Source organism: Flavobacterium ginsenosidimutans (genome assembly GCF_037478105.1).
In the GTDB taxonomy this organism is placed as follows: Bacteria; Bacteroidota; Bacteroidia; order Flavobacteriales; family Flavobacteriaceae; genus Flavobacterium; species Flavobacterium ginsenosidimutans.
In genome coordinates this window covers 3895317-3917816 of record NZ_CP147988.1, presented here as the reverse complement: position 1 = coordinate 3917816, position 22500 = coordinate 3895317, and the positions used below count along the sequence as shown (strand labels likewise).

The window sequence follows — 22500 nt, the reverse complement described above, 5'->3', positions numbered from 1 at the left end:
AAATTTAAATTGGACCCCATTTTTATTTAACCAATAGGTTGATTGTTTTTATCTGCCCGTCGGCCAGCTTAAGGACCACAACATAAATGGCAGCCTGCGCAGGAGCGGTGATCTGGGTGCTTGCCTTTACATTTGAAATGGTCTGCACTAATTTTCCCGTAATGTCAAAAATAGCTATCTCGGCTCCATTTAGCTGGGATTCGCTGAAATCGCACTCTAAGGTAAATTCACCTGCAGGTTTAACCGGGTTTGGAAAAATCTTGATTTTCTTGGTGAAGACTGTTCCGGCTGTCTCAATCGGGCACGATTTGATCGAGTTTCCATTTCTGTCTTTTGCAATCACATGGTAAGTTCCATTCAAAGGCTGAAGTTCGCTATAGTATTGGCGGGTCGCACCGGAAACGGCCGCTCCGTTTCTGTACCATTGCCAGGCCACATAATTGTTTGATCTGTTGTCAAAGAACAGGACATTTGCCCACTGCTGCACAACAAGCCCGGACTGGCTTATTTCGATGGTTTTGACAACGGCCACAGCAGGGTTATGGTTCTGGTCGCCATTCTGCACAGCGGTAATGGTCGTGCTTCCAGCTCCAGCTATATTTAAGGCTGTTCCTGTAACTGCAGCCAATGCAGGGTCTGCACTGGTATAGGAAACCGGCAGTCCGCTGTCTGCTGTGGCAGTCAGGGCTAGAGAATTGGAATCGGAACAGCCAAATTCTAAGGTCTGGTCCCAAGTGATCGTCTGGTCTGCTTTAGTAATTTCAAATTCAGCACCTTCAAAAACAATGATATAATCTGCACCGGCGCTAACTGTTCCCAGTTTAATATTGTATTTTCCTGCATTTTCTCCGGCATCTCTGGACAGCAGTCCAGCAATTACTGACGGAGCGTCTCCGTTGGCAAGACCTAAATATTTATAGCCAAAGACAGGATCGGCAGTTCCATATACTTTTGTCTGTCCTGCGCTGGCAGTTATAGTAAGGGTATATTTTTCTGTAGTGAAGCTGACTTCGTTTCCGTAATTGACAAAACCACTGCTGTTTACCGCATAAGTTCTGACATAATAGGTTCTGTTTCCTCTAAGTCCAGCTAAAGAACCGGTAAATGTTCCTAACGCACTTGCAGCATTTATTTTAGCATCGGCTGTAGTAGGATCTGTATGCAGAGCATATACAAAACCGGCTTCTGTCAGACACTCTCCTGTATCTGCATTTATTCCGTCTGAAGATACAGTGCCGGATAAAGATGCGCCAGCTGCGGTTATTCCAGATACGGCTGAAGTGTTCAAACTGACAGGATTGGCAGGTTCAGCTATTACAACATCTATAGCAGCGGCACAAGAATTGGCATCTGTAACGATTACGCTGTAGGTTCCGGCAGAAAGCCCCGTTGCAATGGCGGATGTTCCTCCAGATGGAGACCATAAGAAGGTGTACGAGCCAGAACCGCCGCTAGGATATACTATAGCTGATCCGTTATTTCCTCCATGGCATGAAACCTGTGTAACGGCCGTAACAAGAGTTAAAGCATCTGGTTCTGCAATTGTAATGGTATTAGCAGTAGAGCATAAGTTTGAATCTGTTACGGTTACGGTGTAGATTCCGGCAGAAAGGCCAGACGCCGTTGCAGCAGTTCCTCCAGACGGTGCCCATAAATAAGTGTAAGTGCCAGTTCCTCCTGTAACGTTTACTGTCGCAGATCCATCATTACCGCCATGACAGGACACATTTGTCTGTGCATATGCTGCCGAAAGAGCCGCAGGTTCTGCTATCTGTACAGTCTGTGCTGTGAAGCATCCATTTGCATCGGTAACGGTGACAGTATAATTTCCAGGAGCAAGACCCGTTGCAGCTGCAGCAGTTCCTCCAGAAGGAGCCCATAAGTATGTATAGGCACCTGTTCCGCCAGTTACGGCAACAGAAGCAGATCCGTCAGATCCTCCATTGCATAAAACATCTGTAACAGCTGCAGTTAATGCTAAAGCATCAGGTTCTGTAATTGTGATAGTTTTATCAGTAGAACATGAGTTTGCATCGGTAACAGTAACAGTATACGTTCCAGCTGAAAGGCCAGCTGCTGTAGGAGCAGTGCCTCCAGAAGGCGACCATAAGTATGTATAAGACCCGGTTCCTCCAGAAACAGCTACTGAAGCTGTACCGTCATTACCGCCATTGCAGGATACATTAATTTGTGAATCTACCGCTAAAAGAACAGCAGGTTCAGTAATCTGAATAGTTTCTGTTATGAAGCATCCATTTGCATCGGTAACGGTGACAGTATAATTTCCAGGAGCAAGACCAGCTGCTGTTGCAGCAGTTCCTCCAGATGGTGACCATGAATAGGTGTAAGGGCCTGTTCCTCCAGAGGCAGTTACTGTAGCCGTGCCATTATCTGCCTGACTGCATAAAACGTCTGTTTTTGTTGTTGAAGCAGTAAGTGCAGCCGGTTCGTCTATGGTTACCGTTTCAGTTGTCTGGCATAAATTGGCATCTGTTACAGTAACAGTATATGTCCCGGCAATAAGGCCAGATGCAGTAGCAGCAGTTCCTCCAGAAGGAGCCCATAGGTAAGTATATGCGCCAGTTCCTCCTGTAACGCTTACTGCTGCAGATCCGTTAGTGCCTCCATTGCAGGAAACATTAGTTTTAGATATTGAAGCAGTAAGCGCAGTAGGTTCATTTATTATAACATTTGCATTAGCTGAACAGGAATTGGCATCTGTAACTGTTACAGTGTAATTTCCAGCAGATAGGCCTGTTGCAGTAGCAGCAGTTCCTCCAGATGGAGCCCAAGAATAGGTATAAGCTCCAGTTCCTCCAGTTACGGCTACAGAAGCAGATCCGTTAGCGCCTGTGCTGCATGAAACATCGGTTGAAGTTGCAGTTAATGCTAAAGCATCAGGTTCAGTAATTGTAATTGTATTAACAGCAGAGCAGGAGTTAGCATCTGTAATGGTTACTGTGTAAGTTCCAGCTGAAAGGCCAGCTGCTGTTGCAGCAGTTCCTCCAGATGGAGCCCATAAATAGGTATAAGCGCCAGTTCCTCCAGTTACGGCTACTGAAGCAGATCCGTCATTACCGCCATTGCAGGAAACATTTGTCTGTGAATCTACAGCAGAGAGAGCGGCAGGTTCAGTAATCTGAACGGTTTGTGCTATGAAGCATCCATTTGCGTCTGTAACTGTTACAGTATAAGTTCCAGGAGAAAGACCCGTTGCAGCTGCAGCAGTTCCTCCAGATGGTGACCATGAATAGGTGTAAGGGCCTGTTCCTCCAGAGGCAGTTACTGTAGCCGTGCCGTTATCTGCCTGACTGCATAAAACGTCTGTTTTTGCTATTGAAGCGGCAAGCAGAGCCGGTTCATCTATAGTTACCGTTTCTGCTGCAGAGCATCCATTTGCATCTGTTATGGTGACAGTGTATGTCCCGGCAGAAAGCCCGGAAGCGGCTGCGGCAGTCCCTCCGGAAGGAGCCCAAGCATATGTGTACGAACCGGTTCCGCCTGAAGCAGCTACAGCAGCAGATCCATTAGCTCCGCCATTGCAGGAAACATCGGTTTTAGATATTGCAGCCGTAATTGCATCAGGTTCTGTTATGGTAAAGCTTTCTGTCTTGGTGCATAAATTGGCATCTGTTATGGTAACGGTATAGGTTCCGGCAGATAGGCCAGTCGCTGTGGCTGCAGTCCCTCCCGATGGAGCCCATGAATAGGTGTAGGCGCCTGTTCCGCCAGTTACGGCTACAGAAGCAGATCCGTTATTTCCCCCATTGCAGGTGACATCTGTCTGCGCCGGAACTGCGCTGATTGCTGAGGGTTCAGTAATTGTAAAAGTCTTGGCAATGGAGCACCCGTTTGAAGAAGTGACCGTTACAGAATAGTTTCCTGCGCTAAGATTCACTGCCGTATCGCTGTTTCCTCCGAAAGGGGACCAGACATAGGTAAATGGCCCTGGAGCTCCGGATGGGATCACTGTTGCGCTTCCGGTTGATGAGCCGCTGCATAGTACGTTGGTTTGAGCGGTGCTGGCAACTAGAGTGTTGGCTGTACCGATTGTGAAGTTTTTGGTAATGGAACATCCGTTTGCATCTGTAATTATACAGATGTAATTACCTGCCGCTTTACCTGTAATGATAGGTGCTGTCTCGCCTCCTGGCGACCAAAGATAGCTATAGCCTGGTGTGCCGCCAAAGGGTGATACACCTGCCTGTCCGCCTGTTGAACAGGTAGCGTTAATTTGGGAAGTGGTAGCGGTTAATGGAGCAGCTGGCTGGGAAATGGTGAAGGATTCCGTCAATTGGCAGCTGTTTGCATCTGCAACAGTTACTGTGTAGGTTCCGGCAGTAAGGCCTGCTGCTGTTGCTGCAGTTCCTCCTGAAGGGGACCATGAATAGGTGTAGTTGCCTGAACCGCCAGAGACAGTGACAGATGCTGTGCCTGTCGCTCCGCCATTGCATAAAACGTCCGTCTGTGATTTTGACGCCGATAGAATAGCAGGCTCTGCAATGGTAAAGCTTTGTGCAGCCTGGCAATTATTGGCGTCAGTAACTGTTACCGTATATGTTCCCGCTTGAAGACCGCTGGCAGTCGCAGCGTTTCCTCCGGTAGGTGACCAGGAATAGGTATATGCTCCGGTTCCTCCGGAAACAGCTGCCGTAGCCGTGCCATTGGTGCCTCCATTGCAGGAAACATTGGTCTGGCTTGGCGCTATTGTAAGGGCTGATGGTTCAGATATGGTAAAGCTTCTAGTGGCTTGGCATCCGTTCGCATCAGTTACTGTTACCGTATAAGTGCCGGCAGAAAGTCCTGATGCGGTAGCAGTTGTTTGGACAGGAGATGTATTCCAAGAATAAGAATAATTAGGAGTTCCTCCAATTGGCGCAACTGTTGCAGTACCATTAGCTCCTCCGTTGCAGGACACATCTGTTTTGCCTCCTCCAATTGCTGCGTTTAACACTGGAGGCTGATTAATGGTAAAGCTTCTAGTGGTTTGACATGCATTAGCATCGGTTACCGTCACAGTATAAATACCAACAGTAAGTCCTGTTGCTGTAGCAGTTGTTTGGACAGGAGTTGTATCCCAAGAATAAGTATAACCTGGAGTTCCTCCAGTTGGCGCAACTGTTGCAGTTCCATTAGCGCCTCCATTGCAGGACACATCCGTTTTGCCTCCTCCTGATACAGCGCTTAAAGCTGCTGCAGGTTGGTCAATAGTAAAACTTCTAGTGGTTTGACATGCATTAGCATCGGTTACCGTCACAGTATAAGTGCCTGCAGTAAGTCCTGTTGCTGTGGCAGTTGTTTGTACCGGATTTGTATCCCAAGAATAAGTATAACCTGAAGTTCCTCCAGTTGGTGCAACCGTTGCAGTTCCATTAGCGCCTCCATTGCAGGATACATCTGTTTTGCCTCCTCCAGATGCAGCACTTAAAACTTCTGCAGGCTGGCCTACTGTAATATTGCTTACTGTTGCTGTGCAACCATTGTTATCAGTAATAGTAACGGCATATGTGCCTGCGATAAGTGCAGTTCTGTCTTCGGTAGATGCACCTCCCACCCAGTTATAAGTATATGGAGGTTGACCGCCTGTTGGTGTAAGGTTAATGGCTCCATTAGATCCCCCAAAACATGAAACATTGGTTGGTACCGCAGTTCCACCAAGCGCAGAAGCAGGTTGATTAACTGTAAAGCCAGATAATGTTCTTGAACATGAATTAGCATCAGTTACTGTAACTGTATATGTGCCTGCAGTAAGCCCTGTTCTGTCTTCTGTAGTTGGTCCATCACTCCAAGAGTATGTGTAAGGACCGACACCACCGCTAGGAGTAAAGTTTATAGCTCCAGTATTTCCTCCATTGCATGCAATATGTGTTATGGTTCCTAATCCGGTTATTACTGGAGGTTGGGTTACAGGAATATTGCTGACAACTATTTGGCATGAGTTAGCATCTGTAATGGTAACTGAATATATGCCTGCTGTAAGTCCTGTTCTGTCTTCAGTTGTAGTTATTCCATCATTCCATAAGAATGTATAAGGAGTAGTTCCTCCAGTTGGAGTAAGATTAATAGCTCCAGTATTTCCTCCGTTACAAAGCACATTAGTAGGAATTGCTGTTCCGCCAAGTACTGCAGCTGGCTGGCCAACTACTATATTGTTTATTGTCTGGCTACAATTGTTGGAGTCGGTAATGGTAACAGAATATGTACCTGCTGTAAGGTTTGTTCTGTCTTGGGTTGTTATTCCACCTCCCCAATTATAAGTATATGATCCGCCGCCTCCCGTAGGGGTAAGATCTATATAACCATTATTTCCTCCATTGCAGGATACATTACCAATAGTAGTTGATCCTGAGATAGCTGAGTTCTGAGCTATTGTAAAGTTTTTAGATATCGAAGTCCCCTCACTATCTGTTATTAAAACAGAATAATTAGTTGAAGCTAAACCTATTGCTGTTGCTGCTGTAGTACTATTGGACCATGCATATGTATAAGGTGATTTCCCTCCTGAGGGAGTTACTGTTGCTGTTCCATTATTAGTGCCGTTACAAGCAATTGTTTGCGATTGTGTAGCAGATAGGGCAGCATTGGTTGTAAACGAAACAGTATTTCCATATCCAGTTCCAGCTGAATTTGTTGCGTAGGCTCTATAATATATTGTAGTCCCTGAGGGAAGTGAACTTACAGGAATGGTAAAAGCACCAGTTCCCGCAGTTCCTGCTACTTGTGTTACACCTGGACCATTTATTACTGGATTTGTTGTTAATGACCAGACAATACCTCTATTAAGTACTGTATCACCACCATCAGTATTTGAACCACCTAATGTAGCTGTAACTGCACCATAATTTGTTACAGGAGTATTTGTTGTTACTGTTGGAGTAGTAACTCCATTAGCAAATGTAAAATTATCAATAGCAAAATAGTCGTAATTACTGCTTAATTGAATTTCTAATTGATCAATAACTTGGTTAGTATTATTCGAACCGCCTTCAGTGGCAAAATTAACTAATGTAAAACCGTTTCCAGGTAAAGCAAATCCTGTATCTGCACCAGTGGTGTTTCTAACTACAGTAAATACGGTGTTTCCTGCAAGTTTTCCTCTAAAGGTTATACTACCAGCACCTCCGCCATTAGTTACACCAGGATCAACTTCAGCATTTCCTGATACATAGAACCAAAAACTACTCACTTTAAAGGAGCCAGATGCGGCAGTAATAACACCAGTTTGCCCCATTGCGCCAGGAAGTAGCGGATCGGAGACCTGAATAAAATTTGGAGTAGCATTATAACCAAGGCCTGGAAATGAAGCTACTTTAAAATCAAAAGGAGAAGTTAGATTAAAAGTTTTGCCATTGGATGTAAAGTTTGCAACATCGGCAGTGGCGCTTTCAAAAGTTTCGGTAAAAGTTTGCGCGTTTATATGCTGAATAGCAAAAAAAAGCAGCGTTATTAGTAGGTAGAGTTTTTTCATAATTTTCTGATATTTAATTATCTATTTGGTATTGTAACATTATCTTTTTGACTTATATTTCAGACTTAAAAAAGCATTAATAAAGTTTTTTAATATGTATAAACAAGAACTCACGATCATTGTTAAATCTATCATAGACTCAAATACTGTTAGCGAGCAGTTAGAATCTGCTCAACAACTTTCATGTTTTTATAAAAATATTATTAGCTGTACTCATTCAGATGACAATGAAACACTTGTAAATGGAGGTGTAGCTTTATCGAGCTCAGGTGCAGCAGACTGTGTTGATGATTACCTTCGAACAGTTTCTTTTATAAAAGGCATTCATAAGGCCTTAACAAGACTTTTTATTAATTCACCAGAAAAGAGTATTAATATACTTTATGCAGGCTGTGGACCATATGCAACATTAATTCTTCCTTTATTGCCATTATTCGATAAAGGAAGAATTAGCGTTGTTTTAATTGATATTAATCGTTCATCATTAGAATCAGTTCAAAATCTTGTATCTACAATTGGACTTGAAGATTATAATCTTCAAATGATAGAAACCAATGCAATTACTTATAAAATACCAGATGATTTTAAAGTAGATCTTGCTATTTCTGAGACCATGCATTATGCTCTTACAAGAGAACCTCAAATTGCCATAAGCGGGAATATAATTAAACAACTTCCTTGTGAAGCAATATTTATTCCGCAAGAAATTAGAATTGATTTAGCTTATACTTTTTTTGATTATGAGCAAAGCCTTAGAGTAAACGTAAACGAAGTAAAGGGCTACAAAGAAATGCAGCCCTATCCTCATAAGGTATTTGTAGATAGATTATTTACAATAAACAAAGAACATTTTGAGAGAGAAAACAGTAATTCTAGAATAGAAAGTACTTTTTATACCCTGCCAGATATTTTTGAAAATTACCCTGATGTTTGTCTTTTTACCGAAATCAAAATTTTTGAAGATATAGAATTACAGACAGCTGAATCTTATATTACAAATCCTTATTGTCTAGTGTCTATGTACGGTATTAAAGATTATTCAGAGATTAAATTAGTATATGATTTTAGTGAAATACCTAAATGGTCCTATCAATTAAAATAGTGCTACTACATTTTTTCATTAATTTCTTGGAGGGAAAACTCCTTCAACACAAATAATGTAATTGATTGCTAAATAGGGTTGCATGTTATTTACAGGAACATTATTGCCAGTTGGAGCAGTAATAACGTTACTATTTAAATTCACACTTGGTGTTGATGTTGCAAAGCCTAGTGTTGGTGAAAAAGTTCTTGAAACAAGCTGTCCTGGAGTAGCAATTGAAGCACCATCTACTGGTGTAGAATCTGTAGCTTGTGCGCTACTTACAGAAATTTTACTAGCTCCAGTATGTATGTGCGCAGGCAAATTATTTACTAAAAGTGTTGTAGTTGTAGCACCTGCTGTTTCGCCAATAGTATATACTTCACCACTTCTACTGGTTCCTTGCCCAATTGGTACAGTACCTTGCAAATTAGGTAAGGCAAAGTTAGTAGTACCATTTCCACCATAAGTAGTGCCTAGAATTGCAAATAAAGCTTGGTTTTGTGAAATAGCAATTAATTGTCCTGCACAAAACATGTAACCTCTAGGAGCAAAATTTCCCGCAAAAATTTTAATTACTCCAATGTATTCATCTTGCATAGTTTTTAAGATTTAATAGTTAATGTTAGCTTTTTAGTTTTAAATAATTTGACAGATTTTTTTTCATGCATGATTGATCTGACCGTATTTTACTACAAAGCTAAATTACTGTATATAAATTGTTTAAGAATAGGGGTTTTTACGTGTTTTCGTAAAAAGTTCTTTTTTGTAACATTTTTAATACAATATCTTAAAAAACATTCAATTTATGTCAGAGAATATTTTTAGAATTATCCTTTACGTGAAGTCATGTTCTCTTCAAAGTTTAAGCAATAAAAAAGGCGGTAATCACTTACCGCCTTTTTAAATTTTAACTTGAAAAATTCAAACCTTTATTTTTGAAACTAACATAAAGTTCCTGTCGTGCTGAACTTATCGTTTCTTCTGTTCGATATATACTGCACCAGAATTTAATAAGAAGTTTATACTTTCCATCAGAAATTGAACTGTAATAAATTTGAGATGGTTTTTCGTTGTTCACTAGCGGAAGATTTGCCAGTGTTTCATTTACAATTGTATTGATTTCTTCAGGAATTGTTTCTCCGTTAATTTCAAAAGTAACTTCAACTAACTTGAAATTATCTGTATACGTCCAGTTGGTAATATTTTGAGACAATAAATTTCCATTCGGAATAATGATTTCGGCTCCATTTGGAGCATTAATTTTAGTAGTTCGAAGTCCCATCGATTTAATACGGCCAGATTCTGAACTAATTTCTACAACATCGCCAACTTGAATTGGTTTATCAAAAATTAAGATAATACCCGAAACGAAGTTGTTTACAATGTTCTGAAGTCCAAGTCCAACACCGACACCTAATGCCCCTAAAAGAATACTCAATTTATCTAATGGCATTCCAGAAGCTGCAACTGCAAGCAGATAACCACTTATTAAAACAACTAAACGGGTAATAAGTAATTTAGAATGTTGTCTTTTATTGATATTTTCTTCGTTTTCATCATCAATTTCTCCAAAGAAATAAGCAACATATTTCTGTAATAAATGTGCAGCCCATATAATAATAAAGAATAAAACAATATTTCCAAGTGTAAACGTAATGCTTCCAATAGTATTTGGATGACTTAACAACTTAGTTAAAGAACCTCGAAGCGACTCCCAAATATTCAAATTTGATGCAATTACAATTAGCCACATATAACTAATTACAATGATAAAAGGCTTTTTAAGATTGTCTGATAAACTTTCGTAATCAAACATTTTTTCGATTCCTCTTTTTACTCTAGTAGTATAAATTTGAAGTAAAATAATCTCTAGAATAATCTTCAAAAGAACACTTAAAGCAACAATTTGAGTAAGCGAAATAAAAGCTGTAAGACTAAGCATATTAGAAAGCGAAACTCTACCAAATAAATTGTAAAGAATAGACAAACCATTCAATCCGATAAAAAGGATACTTGCCCATTTAAAAAAGCCTTTTATATAAAGTTCTTCTTTAAGTGTTTTAATCTGAACCAAACCATAGCGAATTCCTAAAACATTAATTGCAACGAAAGCAACACGCTGTAATAATCCGATTGTGATAAATAGATCCAAAAAGCAAAGTGCAAAGAACAATCCTAAAAGGTAAAGCCAGTTTCTCATGGCAACTCCAGACCATTGGTTTTTGAAAAGGAAAATTAAAACTCCAAGCAAGAAAAGCTGAATCAATTCTAAAAATAGAGCAGGAGCATATAAATTAGTAACTACAGCAATATTTAAAGCAATGACCAAAACTGGCAATAAAATGCCTCGGTTTAAATATTTAAAGTTTAAAAGCAAAAGGTTTTCAGCATAACCGTTTACCTTAATGTATTTCATATTTCGGGAAATGTACCAAAATAAAAGTCCCATGAAGAAACACAGTGTAATAAGTCCGCCAGCTTTGTAACCAAGATAATATGCAGCAACATTTTCTTCAATGATAATTTTTGCTCCAATGTTATGCGTTACTCTTTTCTTAGCAGCAGAATCATTTATTTGCCATAAAGAAGGATATTCTTTTTTGAAAATACTGATTCCAGATTTCTCCAATTTACTTTCAACAGCAACTAAAGCATTCGAAACCGAAATTTTTCGTTGTACAGTAAGTCTCTTTTTATTGTTTAAAGTAGTCTGATTTTTAGTCATCAAACTATCTGTTGCAACGTATCTTTTTCTAAGATTTCCAAACTCTTTCTTAAACTGCTTACGACGAATAGTATCTTTTATTAAAGTAATTAAAGTTTTGTCTTTACGGAGATCAATAACACGTTTTTTGATGTTTTCAAGATTTAGATTTCGAGCATTAATTGCTTTATTCTGTTCTTCTAATTCTTGTTGGATTTCTTGAAGTACAATGCGGTACATCTGTTGATTTCGCACATTCGGATTAGCGCCTTTTAAACTAGCTAAAATTAAATCTAGTTTGCTTTCTGTACGTTTCATTTCGCCAAAAAGATGATGAGTATCACCTGCAAAATCAATGTCGTTGTAAGCGGATTCTAATACTTCTCCGGCTTTTTCAATTGCCATTAAGTAATCACTGTCTGTGGCTGTAGTGTCGTTGAATAGTCTTCCGCGACTTTCTTTTTTTACTGTTTTTTGCCCTTGAGCATAATTAAACTGAGAGAAAAAAAGAAATAAAACTAAGGGGATAAAATAAAAAGTTCTTTTTTGAAAAATCATAATGTAAATGGCTTATTTAGGGAGTCCAAATTTAATTTTTTTTAAAGAACTTTCGGTTAAGAAAAATTAAATTTAAAAACCTTATAACCTTTCATTTTGTGATTTTATCTGAGCTCTCTAAAAGTAATTTCTTTTTTTATTTCTTTTAATGAATTAGAATTGATAATAATAATTGGAGTTAAGGAAAAGGGAAGGACTATTAAAGGGCCGAAATCCTTCTTGAGGAATAAAATGCTAATAATTAATAGTAGTATAATAGTTAAGACGATTAAAAAAGTGATCAAAACTTTAATAGCTTTCTCGATTTTAATTAATTCTTCATTGGTCATTTCGCTTGGTTTCTTTACTTTCATTTTATATTTTTACTTAAGAATTCTCACAAATTTTAATCAAAAAACAGTTTAAAACAATAAGTCAGATTTTTTTGACTACCTAAAAAAATATGGAAGAAGCAGAAACTTGTCCAGCGCAAAGACTTTTAAAAATGCTTTCAGGAAAATGGAAAGCTGAAATTTTCCGTTTAGCTGTAGAAGCGCCATTGCGATTTAATAGTTTACTAAGACAAATTCAGGGATCAAACAAACAATCTTTAGCAACAGCTTTGAAAGAATTGGAAGAAGAAGGTCTTTTAGAAAAAGTAACGATCAAGTTGAAGCCTCTTCATATCGAATATAATTTGACAGAAAAGGGAAAAGCCTTGATTCCAGTTTTTCAGCATTTGGAAGGGTTGGCATAGATTTTTATTTTTAAAATAGAAAGATCCTCAAATACTATTCAGTGCTACCATAGCCACTGATGTTCTCTGAGAATCATCTCCTACATCCAAAAAATAAAAACGTCAGCTAAAAAAAGCAAGACTGATTAGTCAATAAAGCTGAATTTATCTTCAAAAACTTGTCCCACTAACGGAATTGGTTTCTTTTGTTCGTTAGCGGCATTTATGATTCCGAAAATCCATAAAATAAAAATAACGTATCCGATATAGCTTAAAAAGTAAAGCGCTGGAACGATAGTTACAATAATAGACAAAGCAACATTTACGACTAAAGAAACAAGAAAAATTCCGAATCCTTGTTTTAAATGGTATCTCACCAAATCACTTTTAGGTGTTAAATCTTTACTTTTAACAAAAGCTATAATCCAACCAATAATAGTGACATAGCTAAGAATAGAAAGGGTTTTATTATTCATAGTTTAAGTTATTTATTGGGTCAAAAATAGAAACTAGGAATAGGGCCTGAAATAGTTACTTTGTCTACTGTGCTTTTTGGTTGGTATTGGTTGTATTTAAATCGGTAAGAGGTAAAATGTGTTTTTTAAAAGATTAAATTTCCTCTTTCATTAATTTGAAAAATTGCTCCTTTTTTCCTCGCGAAATGGGCACAACCGATTTGTCATTCATATGAACCATTCCTTCGCGAGAATAACTTATAATGGAATTTACATTGATCAAATGCGACTGATGAATGCGAAAAAACATTGGAGGTTCCAGCAAATCTTCATAATTTTTTAAAGGTTTAGAAACCATAATTTTTCGGCCATCGGTCAAAAAGAAAGTGGTATAAGAACCCGAAGTTTCGCATCTTGTAATTTGTTCTAATTTAACTACATACATAGCCTCTTGAGTGGGCAATATAATGCGGTCGGGAGTTTTGGTAAGGTTATTTTGCAATTCGCTTAATTGCTGTTTTTCTAAAACTCTTTCTTGTAAAAGCGAAATCCTTTCAATTGCAGTTCTAAGTTCGTCTGGATCAATTGGTTTTAGCAGATAATCTATTGCGCTGTATTTGAAAGCATTAATGGCGTGCTGTTCGTAAGCGGTTGTAAAAATAAGATGAAAAGAGTTGAAGGAAATTTGTTTTAGAACATCAAATCCAGTTCCGTTTTGAAGCATAATATCCATAAAAACCAAATCCGGCTGCATGCGGTCAATTAATTTTACAGCTTCTTCGACACTTTCCGCGTAAGCGATAATCTGAATTTCTTCTGGAGCAACCATTTCCAACATAATTGATAAAGCTTCGCGAATGCGCTGTTCGTCTTCTATAATGATAGTTTTGTACATTTTTTTACAATATTGGAATATTAATAATAACAATGCAACCCGTTTCTCCGTTGTCTGCATCGCGTTCTAAAACCTGAAAACCAGCATACGGATGGTCTTTTTGCATTTTTGCTAATCTTTCGTCAGTAATTGTGGTAGAAAGAGATTTATGATTTTCGTTTGTTTTCAATTTTCTCGAAGCTGTAAGTCCGATTCCGTTGTCTTTTATGGTGCAGATCAGATTTTTTTGTTGCGTCTGCTGTGAGAAATTAATTTGCAATAGACCTTTTTCTTCTTTTGGTTTTGGTTTTAATCCGTGTTCAACAGCATTTTCAATAAAAGGCTGAATCAAAAGTGGCGGAATAAGAATGTCATCTTCAACAGATTCGTCACAAACAATAACATATTCGAAACTATTATTAAGACGCAACTGCTGCAATTCGATGTAATTTTTTAAAGTACCAATTTCTTCCTCTAACGAAATGGTTTCCTTTCTTGATTGTTCTAGAATTTGGCGTGTGAGTTTGGCAAATTTATTCAAATAAGAAACCGCAGGAATCGTATCTTTTTGTAAAATCATACTCTGAATATTTCCCAAAGCATTAAAAATAAAATGCGGATCCATTTGAGAACGCAATAATCTTCTTTCCAACGAAAGTCTTGTAGCAAGGTTTTCAATGGTTTCTTTTTCCATTAATTGCAGCTTCAATTCACTGTTGGTTTGTTCTTGCTTTAAAATTTCCTCACGCTTTAAATAATAACGCTGCCTGAAATAGTAGGAACGAAACATAAAAACAAGTCCAAGCAATAGAACTCCAGCAATTCCATAGCCTAAAAGTTTATTTTGCTGTTCCAGTTCATTTTCCAATTCAAGCTGTTTTATACGCTCCATTTTTTTGGAAGACTCAAATCTGGCATCTGCATTTTGCAAAAGCTTCTGAGTGGTTTCATTATATTTTAACTGATTGTATTTCGTAAACAAGGTATCGTAAGCATAATACGCTTCAAAATCATGACGTTTTGCCGAAACTTCTTTTAAGCAATTGTAAAAAGTAGCTAATAAATAATTATCGGTGTAAGGTAGGCTAAGCTGGTATTTTATGCCTTCAATAAAAAGCATTTCCGCTTTTACATAATTTCCTTTTTCGGTATAGTAAAAACCTTGAAGACCTATGGCGCTTCTGTAGATGATTTTAATATTGTATTTTTTGGCAATTGCAGTAGCTTTTTCGAGGTTATCAAACAAGGCAGTTTCATTAATTGGTTTCGGACCTTTAGAATAAAGATCTGCCAGATTGATGTAAGCGATTCCGATATTGCTTTTGCTAATGATATCAAAAGATTCTTTTTCGGCAAGTGCCACTGTAGTTTTTAAAAAATCTAAAGTCTTTTGCCAATCTTTCTCTGTTCCAGATTCGAGTTTATCGGTCAAATAACCTCCGTAAGCCAATCTTGCATACAATTTACTTTCTGGATCTTTTGCTTTATAAGCATGTTCAAGAGCCTCTTGCGCATATTTATGAACCTTTTCTGGCGATGCTGGAGAAAATAGATACGATATATCGGACGCAATTTTAGCACATTGATCATGAGCATCTATTTTTGAGAAAAGCGTATAAGAATGCAATAAATGATCGATGGCCTGAGGTTTGTCATCTATATATGACTTTAAATTTCCCATTGCTAGAGAAGCAAAAGCTTTAACTCTTATTTTGTTGCTTTTTTGAGCTAAAATATAAGCAGTGTCTGCATAGCGAGTAAATTCTTTTAAATGCAATAAACGCCTTTGTGTAAGAGCGAGATACGAATAACAAATAACTTCATCGTCGATATTCTTTTTTTTCTTGGCTAAAGCAAGAGCTTGCTGCTGAATTTTTTTACTGGCAGATGAATCAGAAAAACGTTTAGAATATCCATAGGATGCAATCTTTTCGACTGCCGAAATTTGTGCATTTAAAGTGGTGATGAAAAACAAAATTAGAAACGAGAATAGCCATTTCGTTTCCTTATTTTTTATCTGATTTAAAGTGTTTTTTTCGTGCATATATTGTGGTAATTAAAGCCAAAATACAAATTGAAAATAGACTGACCAAAAAATTCACCCAGCAAATTTTACAAGAAATTCCCTTGTAAAGTCTCTGTGTAGAAGTGGTTAAAGAGCGCTTTTTCTTGATACTGGCATAGAATTACCAAATAAAAATCTAAAGCATCCATTTGCCAATTTCGAATTGTGGCAAGTTGATCTTCGTAGTAATCTTGCTGTTATAAATTATTTTTAAAACTATAAAATCATGAATAAGAATTTTTTTACATTATTAGTGGTAGCTTGCCTTTTTATATCATCATTAAGTTATGGGCAAGAAGACAGACGCATTAAAATAGAAATCGCTTTGAAAGATGGTAACAAAACGACAAAAGCGCTATTGCGATCTGCTACATTTTCTTTTACGAAATCTACTGTTAGCGGAACAGAGTCGGAGGTAAAAAACAATTATTATTTTTCTCTTGATTTTGAAAAACAAGATATTGCCTTACTGGCAGTTTTAATGAAAAATAAAGCAGGAGTTGATGGTCAGATTACTATGACCGATATATTTGGAAAGCTTCCTACGAGAAAATTTGATTTTACAAAAGGAAGAGTAGATTCTTTAAGCGATCAATTAACGGCCGACTATACGAGCGCTTACATCTCACTTCTTTGCGATTCTCTGATTATTGATGGCGTTAAAATTGAGTAGAGAAATGAATGAACTGAAGAAATTCACAAAAGAAGGAAATCTTTATGTCATGAAAAGGCAATACGGCTTTGGACTTATTGTGGTACTCGGAATGATTGCTTTTACTATTGGAGGCATTTATTATAAAAATAATGCAGTAATTGGCATTTTTGGAGTCTTGGCTGTGATATGCTTTATTTCGATTTGGCAGGAAGGATTTAGTATTGATCTCGACAGAAAGGAGTTTAGAATAAAAAACGGATTGGTTAATAAACCCCTTCTGATTCCGATTGCTGATTTTCTCCATTTTGAAGTGGTCAAAGTCAGACATAATTTTATCACAACAAACGTTTGCTTAAATCTTTATTACAGAAAAGATAACAAGGAGAAATGCACTGGAATTGCACAAGGTTTTACAGCTAGATCCATGCAGAATTTGATTAATGAAATTAATGAAATTTTAGATGAACATTCGAGAAAGATATAACATCGAAGAAACGCTTCATTCATTTTCATTAAATCCGCAAAAAACATCAGTAAATCAATCATGGTGGTTTTTGGCTGGAATAACGGCAGGAGTAATAGCTTTACTATTGTTTTTTAATGATCTTGGAGAAGAAATGTGCTGTGTGATTGGCATATTCTTAGTATATTTTTTGATTCATTTTTTATATGATATTCAAATAGCTTCTAAAATTCAGTTTACGTTTGATGCTCGCAATAATGCGGTATATAAAACAAGTCTGTTAATTTCAAAAAAGAAAATAATGAATCTTGATGAAGCTATAATTTTTGTTCAATCAGAAATGGGAAGCTGGTATTATGCTTTAGGAGCAAAGAAAAGCCAGTTTATTAAGAATTATAAAATTAGTGAAGGATTTACTTCAGGGAGAAAAAGCGACGAAAGGCAAGAAGCCTATGAGAACTTTATTTTAGTAAAAATTGGTAAGCTTCAAGAAAATTCAAATTCCAATCGTAGTAATTAATGCAACAAGACGCGACTTTGCTTTCAAGTAGACAAACGGTTATGGTCTTATGCAAATGCTTCAGACACCAAAAATATCAATTCTAAATCTCCAGTTTTAGCTGGAGATAATTTAATAGATACTTTAAATATAGTGTCTTATAACATTGTAAATAAATTAAATAGATTGTCTCAATTGTTTTTATTTATCATAATAACTTCATTTCCAGCAATAGCAAAAATATGATGATCTGATTTTGGTTTTAAAATAAATTTTCCTGTAAACTCTCCAAAAGCTGGCAGAATCATTTGATTCGGTTTTTGAAAAAAACAACGTAATTTTAAACTTTGCAATCCTAATCCACGGAGAATTATTCCAGGATGGATATGTCCAGAAAAATTAAACAAATTGTCTTTTTCTGTTGGATGATGCGTGAAGAAAAAATCTTCTATTTCTAGCATTTCAATAACTATAACGCTAATAGATTTATAGTGTTTTTCATCAATAATATCGTGATTTCCTGTTATCAAATAGGTTTCTTGATTATGATTAGAAAGCCACTTTTCAAACAAATCCCATTCTGCATTTTTTGAACTGTGAAATAAATCACCTAAAAAGATTATTTTTTCAGGTTCAAAATAGTCTAAAACATCTGTGATTTTTCTAAAATTTTCTGAAATTGCATTTTGTGGAATTGCAATTCCGTATTTTCTAAAATGCGTCACTTTTCCTAAATGAACATCAGAAATAATAATGATTTTTTTAGATTCCCAAAAAACAGCTCCACTTGGATGAAGTATAAAGGTTTCGTCTTTTATTTGAATTTTCATAAGCTGTTACTTCATATAAGAAGCGGTCATTTTTTGGATTCTTTCAGCCAAAGTTTCACTCGACAATTTCTCTCGTAATCGATCTGTAATAATTGGAAAACTGAAAGGAGTTGGTTTTAAGCATTGTTTCCAAATAATTTTTTGATTCGCAATTCTTTCTAAAGCTAAAATTAGACGCCCTTCTTCCAATTGATGCTCAAATGTTTCTCGATATGCTTGATGCAATAATAAATTATCAGGTTCAAAATCTCTGAAAACTTCAAATAACAGCTGAGAACCACTTTGCAAATGTTTAGTTTTAACCATTTTTCCTGGAAAACCTGTAAAAACTAATCCCGAAATTACAGCAATATCTCTGAATTTTCTTCTTGCCATTTCGGTCGAATTTAAACTTTTTTGCAAATCATGATGCACATATTCAGTTGAAAATAGATTATTATCTAAAACCGCTTCGATATTAATTTCCTGATCCGATAGCAATTCAAAACCATAATCGTTATAAGCTAAAGAAAAAGTTATGGATTGCAATAAACTAATTCTAAAAGCCAATAAACTTGCCAAAGCTTCGTGTACAAAACGACCTTCAAAAGGATAAAAAATCGCATGAAATCCTTCTCGAGTTTTGAAGGTTTCAATTAAAAATTCATCTGAACTTGGTACAATAGATTCTTTTCGCTGTCTTTTAAATAAAGGCTGTAAAGCTTTTAATTCTGACGAAAGATTATCGGTATTGGCGCGATATAATTCTTTTCGAAGCAATTCGCTCATCTGTGAAGATAGAGCTAATCGGCCACCCATCCAGCTCGCAATTTTAGATTCTTTCTTCGGACTCGCTTTTTTTACCAAAACCTGCATATTTCTGATTTTGAATAATTCCAGTTTTTTTCCTGCAAAAATAAAAGTGTCGCCAGGTTTTAATTTCGAAATAAACCATTCTTCAATAGTTCCGATATAACCGCCGCTTACATATTTCACATTCATTACGGCATCTCCCACAATAGTTCCAATCTGCATTCTATGATGCATGGCAATCATTCTGCTATTGATTTTATAACAGCCGTTTTCGTCAATTTCTACTTTTTTGAATTCGTTATAAGCATGAAGACTTTGACTTCCTTGAGTTATGAAGTTTAAAATCCAATTCCAGTTTTCTGTTGTGATAGTTTGATAACTAAAGGTTCCTTGAATTTCTTTGAAAATCTCATTAGGATAAAATCCGTCAGAAACGGCTAAAGTATTAAGATATTGAACCAAAACATCCCAGCTGTTTAAATAAGGGACACGATCTTCGATTACACTATTTTCAACCGCTTTTTTTAATGCCGAAGCTTCTATCAATTCAATTGCATGTGTGGCTAGAAAATAAATTACGCTTTCTTTCCCTGGCTGATGTCCACTTCGTCCAGCTCGTTGCATAAAACGAGCGACACCTTTTGGACCGCCAACCTGAATAATTGATTCGACAGGAGCAAAGTCAACCCCTAAATCTAGACTAGAAGTGCAGACTACGACTTTTAATTCTTCATTTCGAATGGCATTTTCTACCCAAAGTCTGGTTTCTCTGTCTATACTTCCATGATGCATCGCCATTTCGCCAGCAAATTCAGGATATTTTTCTAATAATCGCTGATACCAGATTTCGCAGGCTGAACGCACATTTGTAAAAATTAAAGTAGTTTTACTGGCTTTGATAATTTTAGCAACTTCATCAATTAAATGCAATCCCATGTGTCCGCGCCACGGATAGGTATCCATTTTCTCTGGAATAATGGAAACTACTTTTATTTTCTTATGAATTACTGCTTTAATTAAAACCGAGTTCTGATAAGCTTCAGACTCAACTCCAAGTAAAACTTCTTGAGCTTGCTGAAGATTTCCAATTGTGGCTGAAATTCCCCAAATACGTAAATTTTTGGCAATCTTTTTTAATCGAGATAAAGCCAATTCTATTTGAACGCCACGTTTTGTTCCAAGTAATTCGTGCCATTCATCAATGACAATCGAACTGCAGTTTTTAAATGTATTGGTGTAGCCTTTTGTAGCCAAAAGCAATTGCAGACTTTCTGGAGTTGTAATCAATAAATCGGGCATTTTATCTTTTTGTTTGGCTCTTTCTGTTGCAGAAGTATCTCCTGAGCGTATTCCAACAGTCATCGGAATATCTAAATCGGTTAAAACTCGTTCTGCTGCTTGTTTGATTTCGACTGATAAAGACCTTAAAGGCGTAATCCAAATCGCTTTTAATCCTGAGTTATGTTTAGTTTTGTAATTCGGATTTTCTTTGATGTAATTTAAAATGATGGGAAGCCAAAGCGCATAGGTTTTTCCACTTCCTGTTGGCGCATTTAATAATCCATTTTTACCTTGCAAAAAAGCAGTCCAAGTCTGGGTTTGAAATGGAAAAGGTTTCCACCCCTGACTTTTAAACCAATTATTGGCGATTGTAAACAACTGCTCTCTGTTCATTTATAAAATCATATTCTTTAAATCTTCAATAGAATTGGCTTCATCTATTTTTTTATCGTGACGCCATCTTAAAATTCGAGGAAAGCGGGTTGCAACTCCACTTTTATGTCTTTTAGAAAGCGCAATGCCTTCAAAACCAATTTCAAAAACTAATTTTGGTGTAACGCTTCTAACAGGACCAAATCGTTCTAAAGTATTTTTCTTAATCCAATCGTCAACCATTCTGAATTCAGCATCAGTTAAGCCCGAATACGCTTTCGCGAAAGTGACGAGTTCGCGTTCCTGATTTTCGTTTTCTTGCCAAAGCGCGAAAGTATAATCAGTAAATAAATTTGATCTTCGTCCGTGACCGCGCATGGCGTAGGTGAGAACCGCATCAATTACTAAAGGTTCAATTTTCCATTTCCACCAATCTCCCTTTTTCCTTCCAACGAGATAAGGAGAATCTTTTCGTTTTAACATCAAACCTTCGCTTTTCATTTCGCGAGATTTTAATCTTTCATTTGTGATTTCTTCCCAAGTAGAAAAATTGATTCTTTCGGAAAGCTGTAACGGAATATTTTTTCCAATTAATGAAGTAAACAATTCTTCTAATAAAATACGACGTTCTTCGAAAGGGAGATTTCGAATATCATTTCCCTGCCATTCGAGCAAATCGTAAGCCTTTATAATAACAGGCGTATTTTTTAAAACAGAAGCCGATACATTTTTTCGTCCAATTCGAGTTTGTAAATCATTAAATGTCCCAATTTGATTGTCTATGAAGGGAAGAATCTCACCATCAATCACAGTTCCATTTGGAATCATTCCGATGAAAGAATTAAATTCGGGATATTTATCGGTCACCAATTCTTCACCACGACTCCAAACGTAAATTTCGTTATCACGAATAATCGTTTGAGAACGAATCCCATCCCATTTATGTTCTGCGCTCCAATCTTCAGGATTTCCTAAACTTTCGAGTTCACCTTCAATCGGATAAGCAAGATAAAAAGGATAAGGTTTAGATAAATAATCACTACTTCTTTCATCCAAAATCAATTCCTGAAATGTAATTGTATTTGGGTTCCAATCGCCCATTAATTTATACGCCAATGTATCTTCATCAATATTTTCTGCTTTAGAAAGTGCTCGCGTCATCAACTTCTGACTTAAACCAATTCTGAAACTACCCGTTATTAACTTCGTGAAAACAAAACGTTCATAATAATTCAAATTAAGCCAGTTAGTTTGCAAATATTCTTTTTTCTCTAAATCATCTTTCTTTTTTAAAGCAATGATTTCTTGAAGAAATTCAGTTAGACTTTTGTCAGAGTGTTCTTTTGTCGTGGGAATAACAAGTGCAATTGTTTCGGCTAAATCTCCCACAATATGATAACTTTCTTCAAATAACCATTGCGGAATTCCAGCCAGTTCATTTGCCCATAAACGCAATAAAGTAGTGTTAACTGGTCGAGGAGGACGGCGATGAGAAAGTATGGCAATCGTCCAGACTTTGTCTTCATCACTTGACTTTAGGAAATAATTTGCCAACGCATCAACTTTTACCGATGTTTTATTAGAACTATCTAAGGTTTTTATAAGCTCGGCAAAGTTTTTCATTTTTTTTGTTGTAAAATGTTAGATGTAAAATGTGAGAAGAGGTTAAATGTGGTCTTTTTACA

General features: G+C 36.8%; 14 protein-coding genes. 5 read left to right on the top strand and 9 right to left on the bottom strand.

The genetic code is table 11. The annotated features are described in order from the left end of the window. Positions 1-22 precede the first annotated feature (22 nt). On the bottom strand, positions 23-7468 hold the full coding sequence (locus V6624_RS17330) for a T9SS type A sorting domain-containing protein (protein WP_338839523.1): 7446 nt from the start codon (positions 7466-7468) through the stop codon (positions 23-25). Positions 7469-7562: 94 nt separating this feature from the next. Between V6624_RS17330 and V6624_RS17325 the strand changes: the two genes are divergently transcribed. After that, a complete protein-coding gene (locus tag V6624_RS17325; protein WP_111283053.1) occupies positions 7563-8570 on the top strand; it encodes a hypothetical protein in 1008 nt (335 codons plus the stop codon). 18 nt (positions 8571-8588) lie between these two features. Here the strand turns inward: V6624_RS17325 and V6624_RS17320 are convergent, their stop codons facing one another. Next, the gene (locus V6624_RS17320; protein ID WP_111283051.1) at positions 8589-9149 is read right to left on the bottom strand and encodes a phage tail protein; all 561 of its coding nucleotides are present in this window, start codon (positions 9147-9149) and stop codon (positions 8589-8591) included. Positions 9150-9459: 310 nt separating this feature from the next. After that, complete coding sequence (locus V6624_RS17315) at positions 9460-11814, bottom strand: mechanosensitive ion channel family protein (RefSeq protein ID WP_111283049.1); 2355 nt, start codon at positions 11812-11814, stop codon at positions 9460-9462. A 442-nt stretch (positions 11815-12256) separates the two neighbouring features. Here V6624_RS17315 and V6624_RS17310 point away from each other — a divergent pair, with 442 nt between their 5' ends. Next, positions 12257-12550, top strand: coding sequence for a winged helix-turn-helix transcriptional regulator (locus tag V6624_RS17310; protein ID WP_338839522.1), 294 nt, complete (start codon positions 12257-12259; stop codon positions 12548-12550). A gap of 125 nt (positions 12551-12675) precedes the next feature. On the opposite strand, the gene V6624_RS17305 is transcribed toward V6624_RS17310, so the two are convergent. The 3 genes from V6624_RS17305 to V6624_RS17295 form a co-directional block, all read right to left on the bottom strand. Further along, entirely contained in the window at positions 12676-13005 is a 330-nt protein-coding gene (locus V6624_RS17305) for a DUF4870 domain-containing protein (protein ID WP_095930035.1), read from the bottom strand. A 133-nt stretch (positions 13006-13138) separates the two neighbouring features. Continuing rightward, positions 13139-13879: a LytR/AlgR family response regulator transcription factor gene (locus V6624_RS17300; RefSeq protein WP_095930034.1), complete on the bottom strand. Its 741-nt coding sequence runs from the start codon at positions 13877-13879 to the stop codon at positions 13139-13141. A 4-nt stretch (positions 13880-13883) separates the two neighbouring features. Next, on the bottom strand, positions 13884-15902 hold the full coding sequence (locus tag V6624_RS17295; RefSeq protein ID WP_338839520.1) for a sensor histidine kinase: 2019 nt from the start codon (positions 15900-15902) through the stop codon (positions 13884-13886). A 247-nt stretch (positions 15903-16149) separates the two neighbouring features. Between V6624_RS17295 and V6624_RS17290 the strand changes: the two genes are divergently transcribed. From V6624_RS17290 to V6624_RS17280, 3 genes are read left to right on the top strand one after another with little or no spacing between them, the layout of a single operon-like run. Next, a complete protein-coding gene (locus tag V6624_RS17290; protein ID WP_338839519.1) occupies positions 16150-16596 on the top strand; it encodes a hypothetical protein in 447 nt (148 codons plus the stop codon). Between the two features lie 4 nt (positions 16597-16600). Further along, positions 16601-17062: a hypothetical protein gene (locus V6624_RS17285; protein ID WP_338839518.1), complete on the top strand. Its 462-nt coding sequence runs from the start codon at positions 16601-16603 to the stop codon at positions 17060-17062. Then, complete coding sequence (locus V6624_RS17280; protein ID WP_338839517.1) at positions 17040-17561, top strand: hypothetical protein; 522 nt, start codon at positions 17040-17042, stop codon at positions 17559-17561. Before V6624_RS17285 ends, V6624_RS17280 begins: the two co-directional genes overlap by 23 nt. A 170-nt stretch (positions 17562-17731) precedes the next feature. On the opposite strand, the gene pdeM is transcribed toward V6624_RS17280, so the two are convergent. Genes pdeM through V6624_RS17265 form a run of 3 tightly spaced genes read right to left on the bottom strand, consistent with a single transcriptional unit; the run spans position 17732 to position 22438 of the window. After that, on the bottom strand, positions 17732-18370 hold the full coding sequence (gene pdeM, locus V6624_RS17275) for a ligase-associated DNA damage response endonuclease PdeM (protein ID WP_338839516.1): 639 nt from the start codon (positions 18368-18370) through the stop codon (positions 17732-17734). Between the two features lie 6 nt (positions 18371-18376). Continuing rightward, positions 18377-20836: a ligase-associated DNA damage response DEXH box helicase gene (locus V6624_RS17270; RefSeq protein WP_338839515.1), complete on the bottom strand. Its 2460-nt coding sequence runs from the start codon at positions 20834-20836 to the stop codon at positions 18377-18379. Then, positions 20837-22438: an ATP-dependent DNA ligase gene (locus V6624_RS17265; RefSeq protein WP_338839514.1), complete on the bottom strand. Its 1602-nt coding sequence runs from the start codon at positions 22436-22438 to the stop codon at positions 20837-20839. Between the last annotated feature and the right edge of the window lie 62 nt (positions 22439-22500).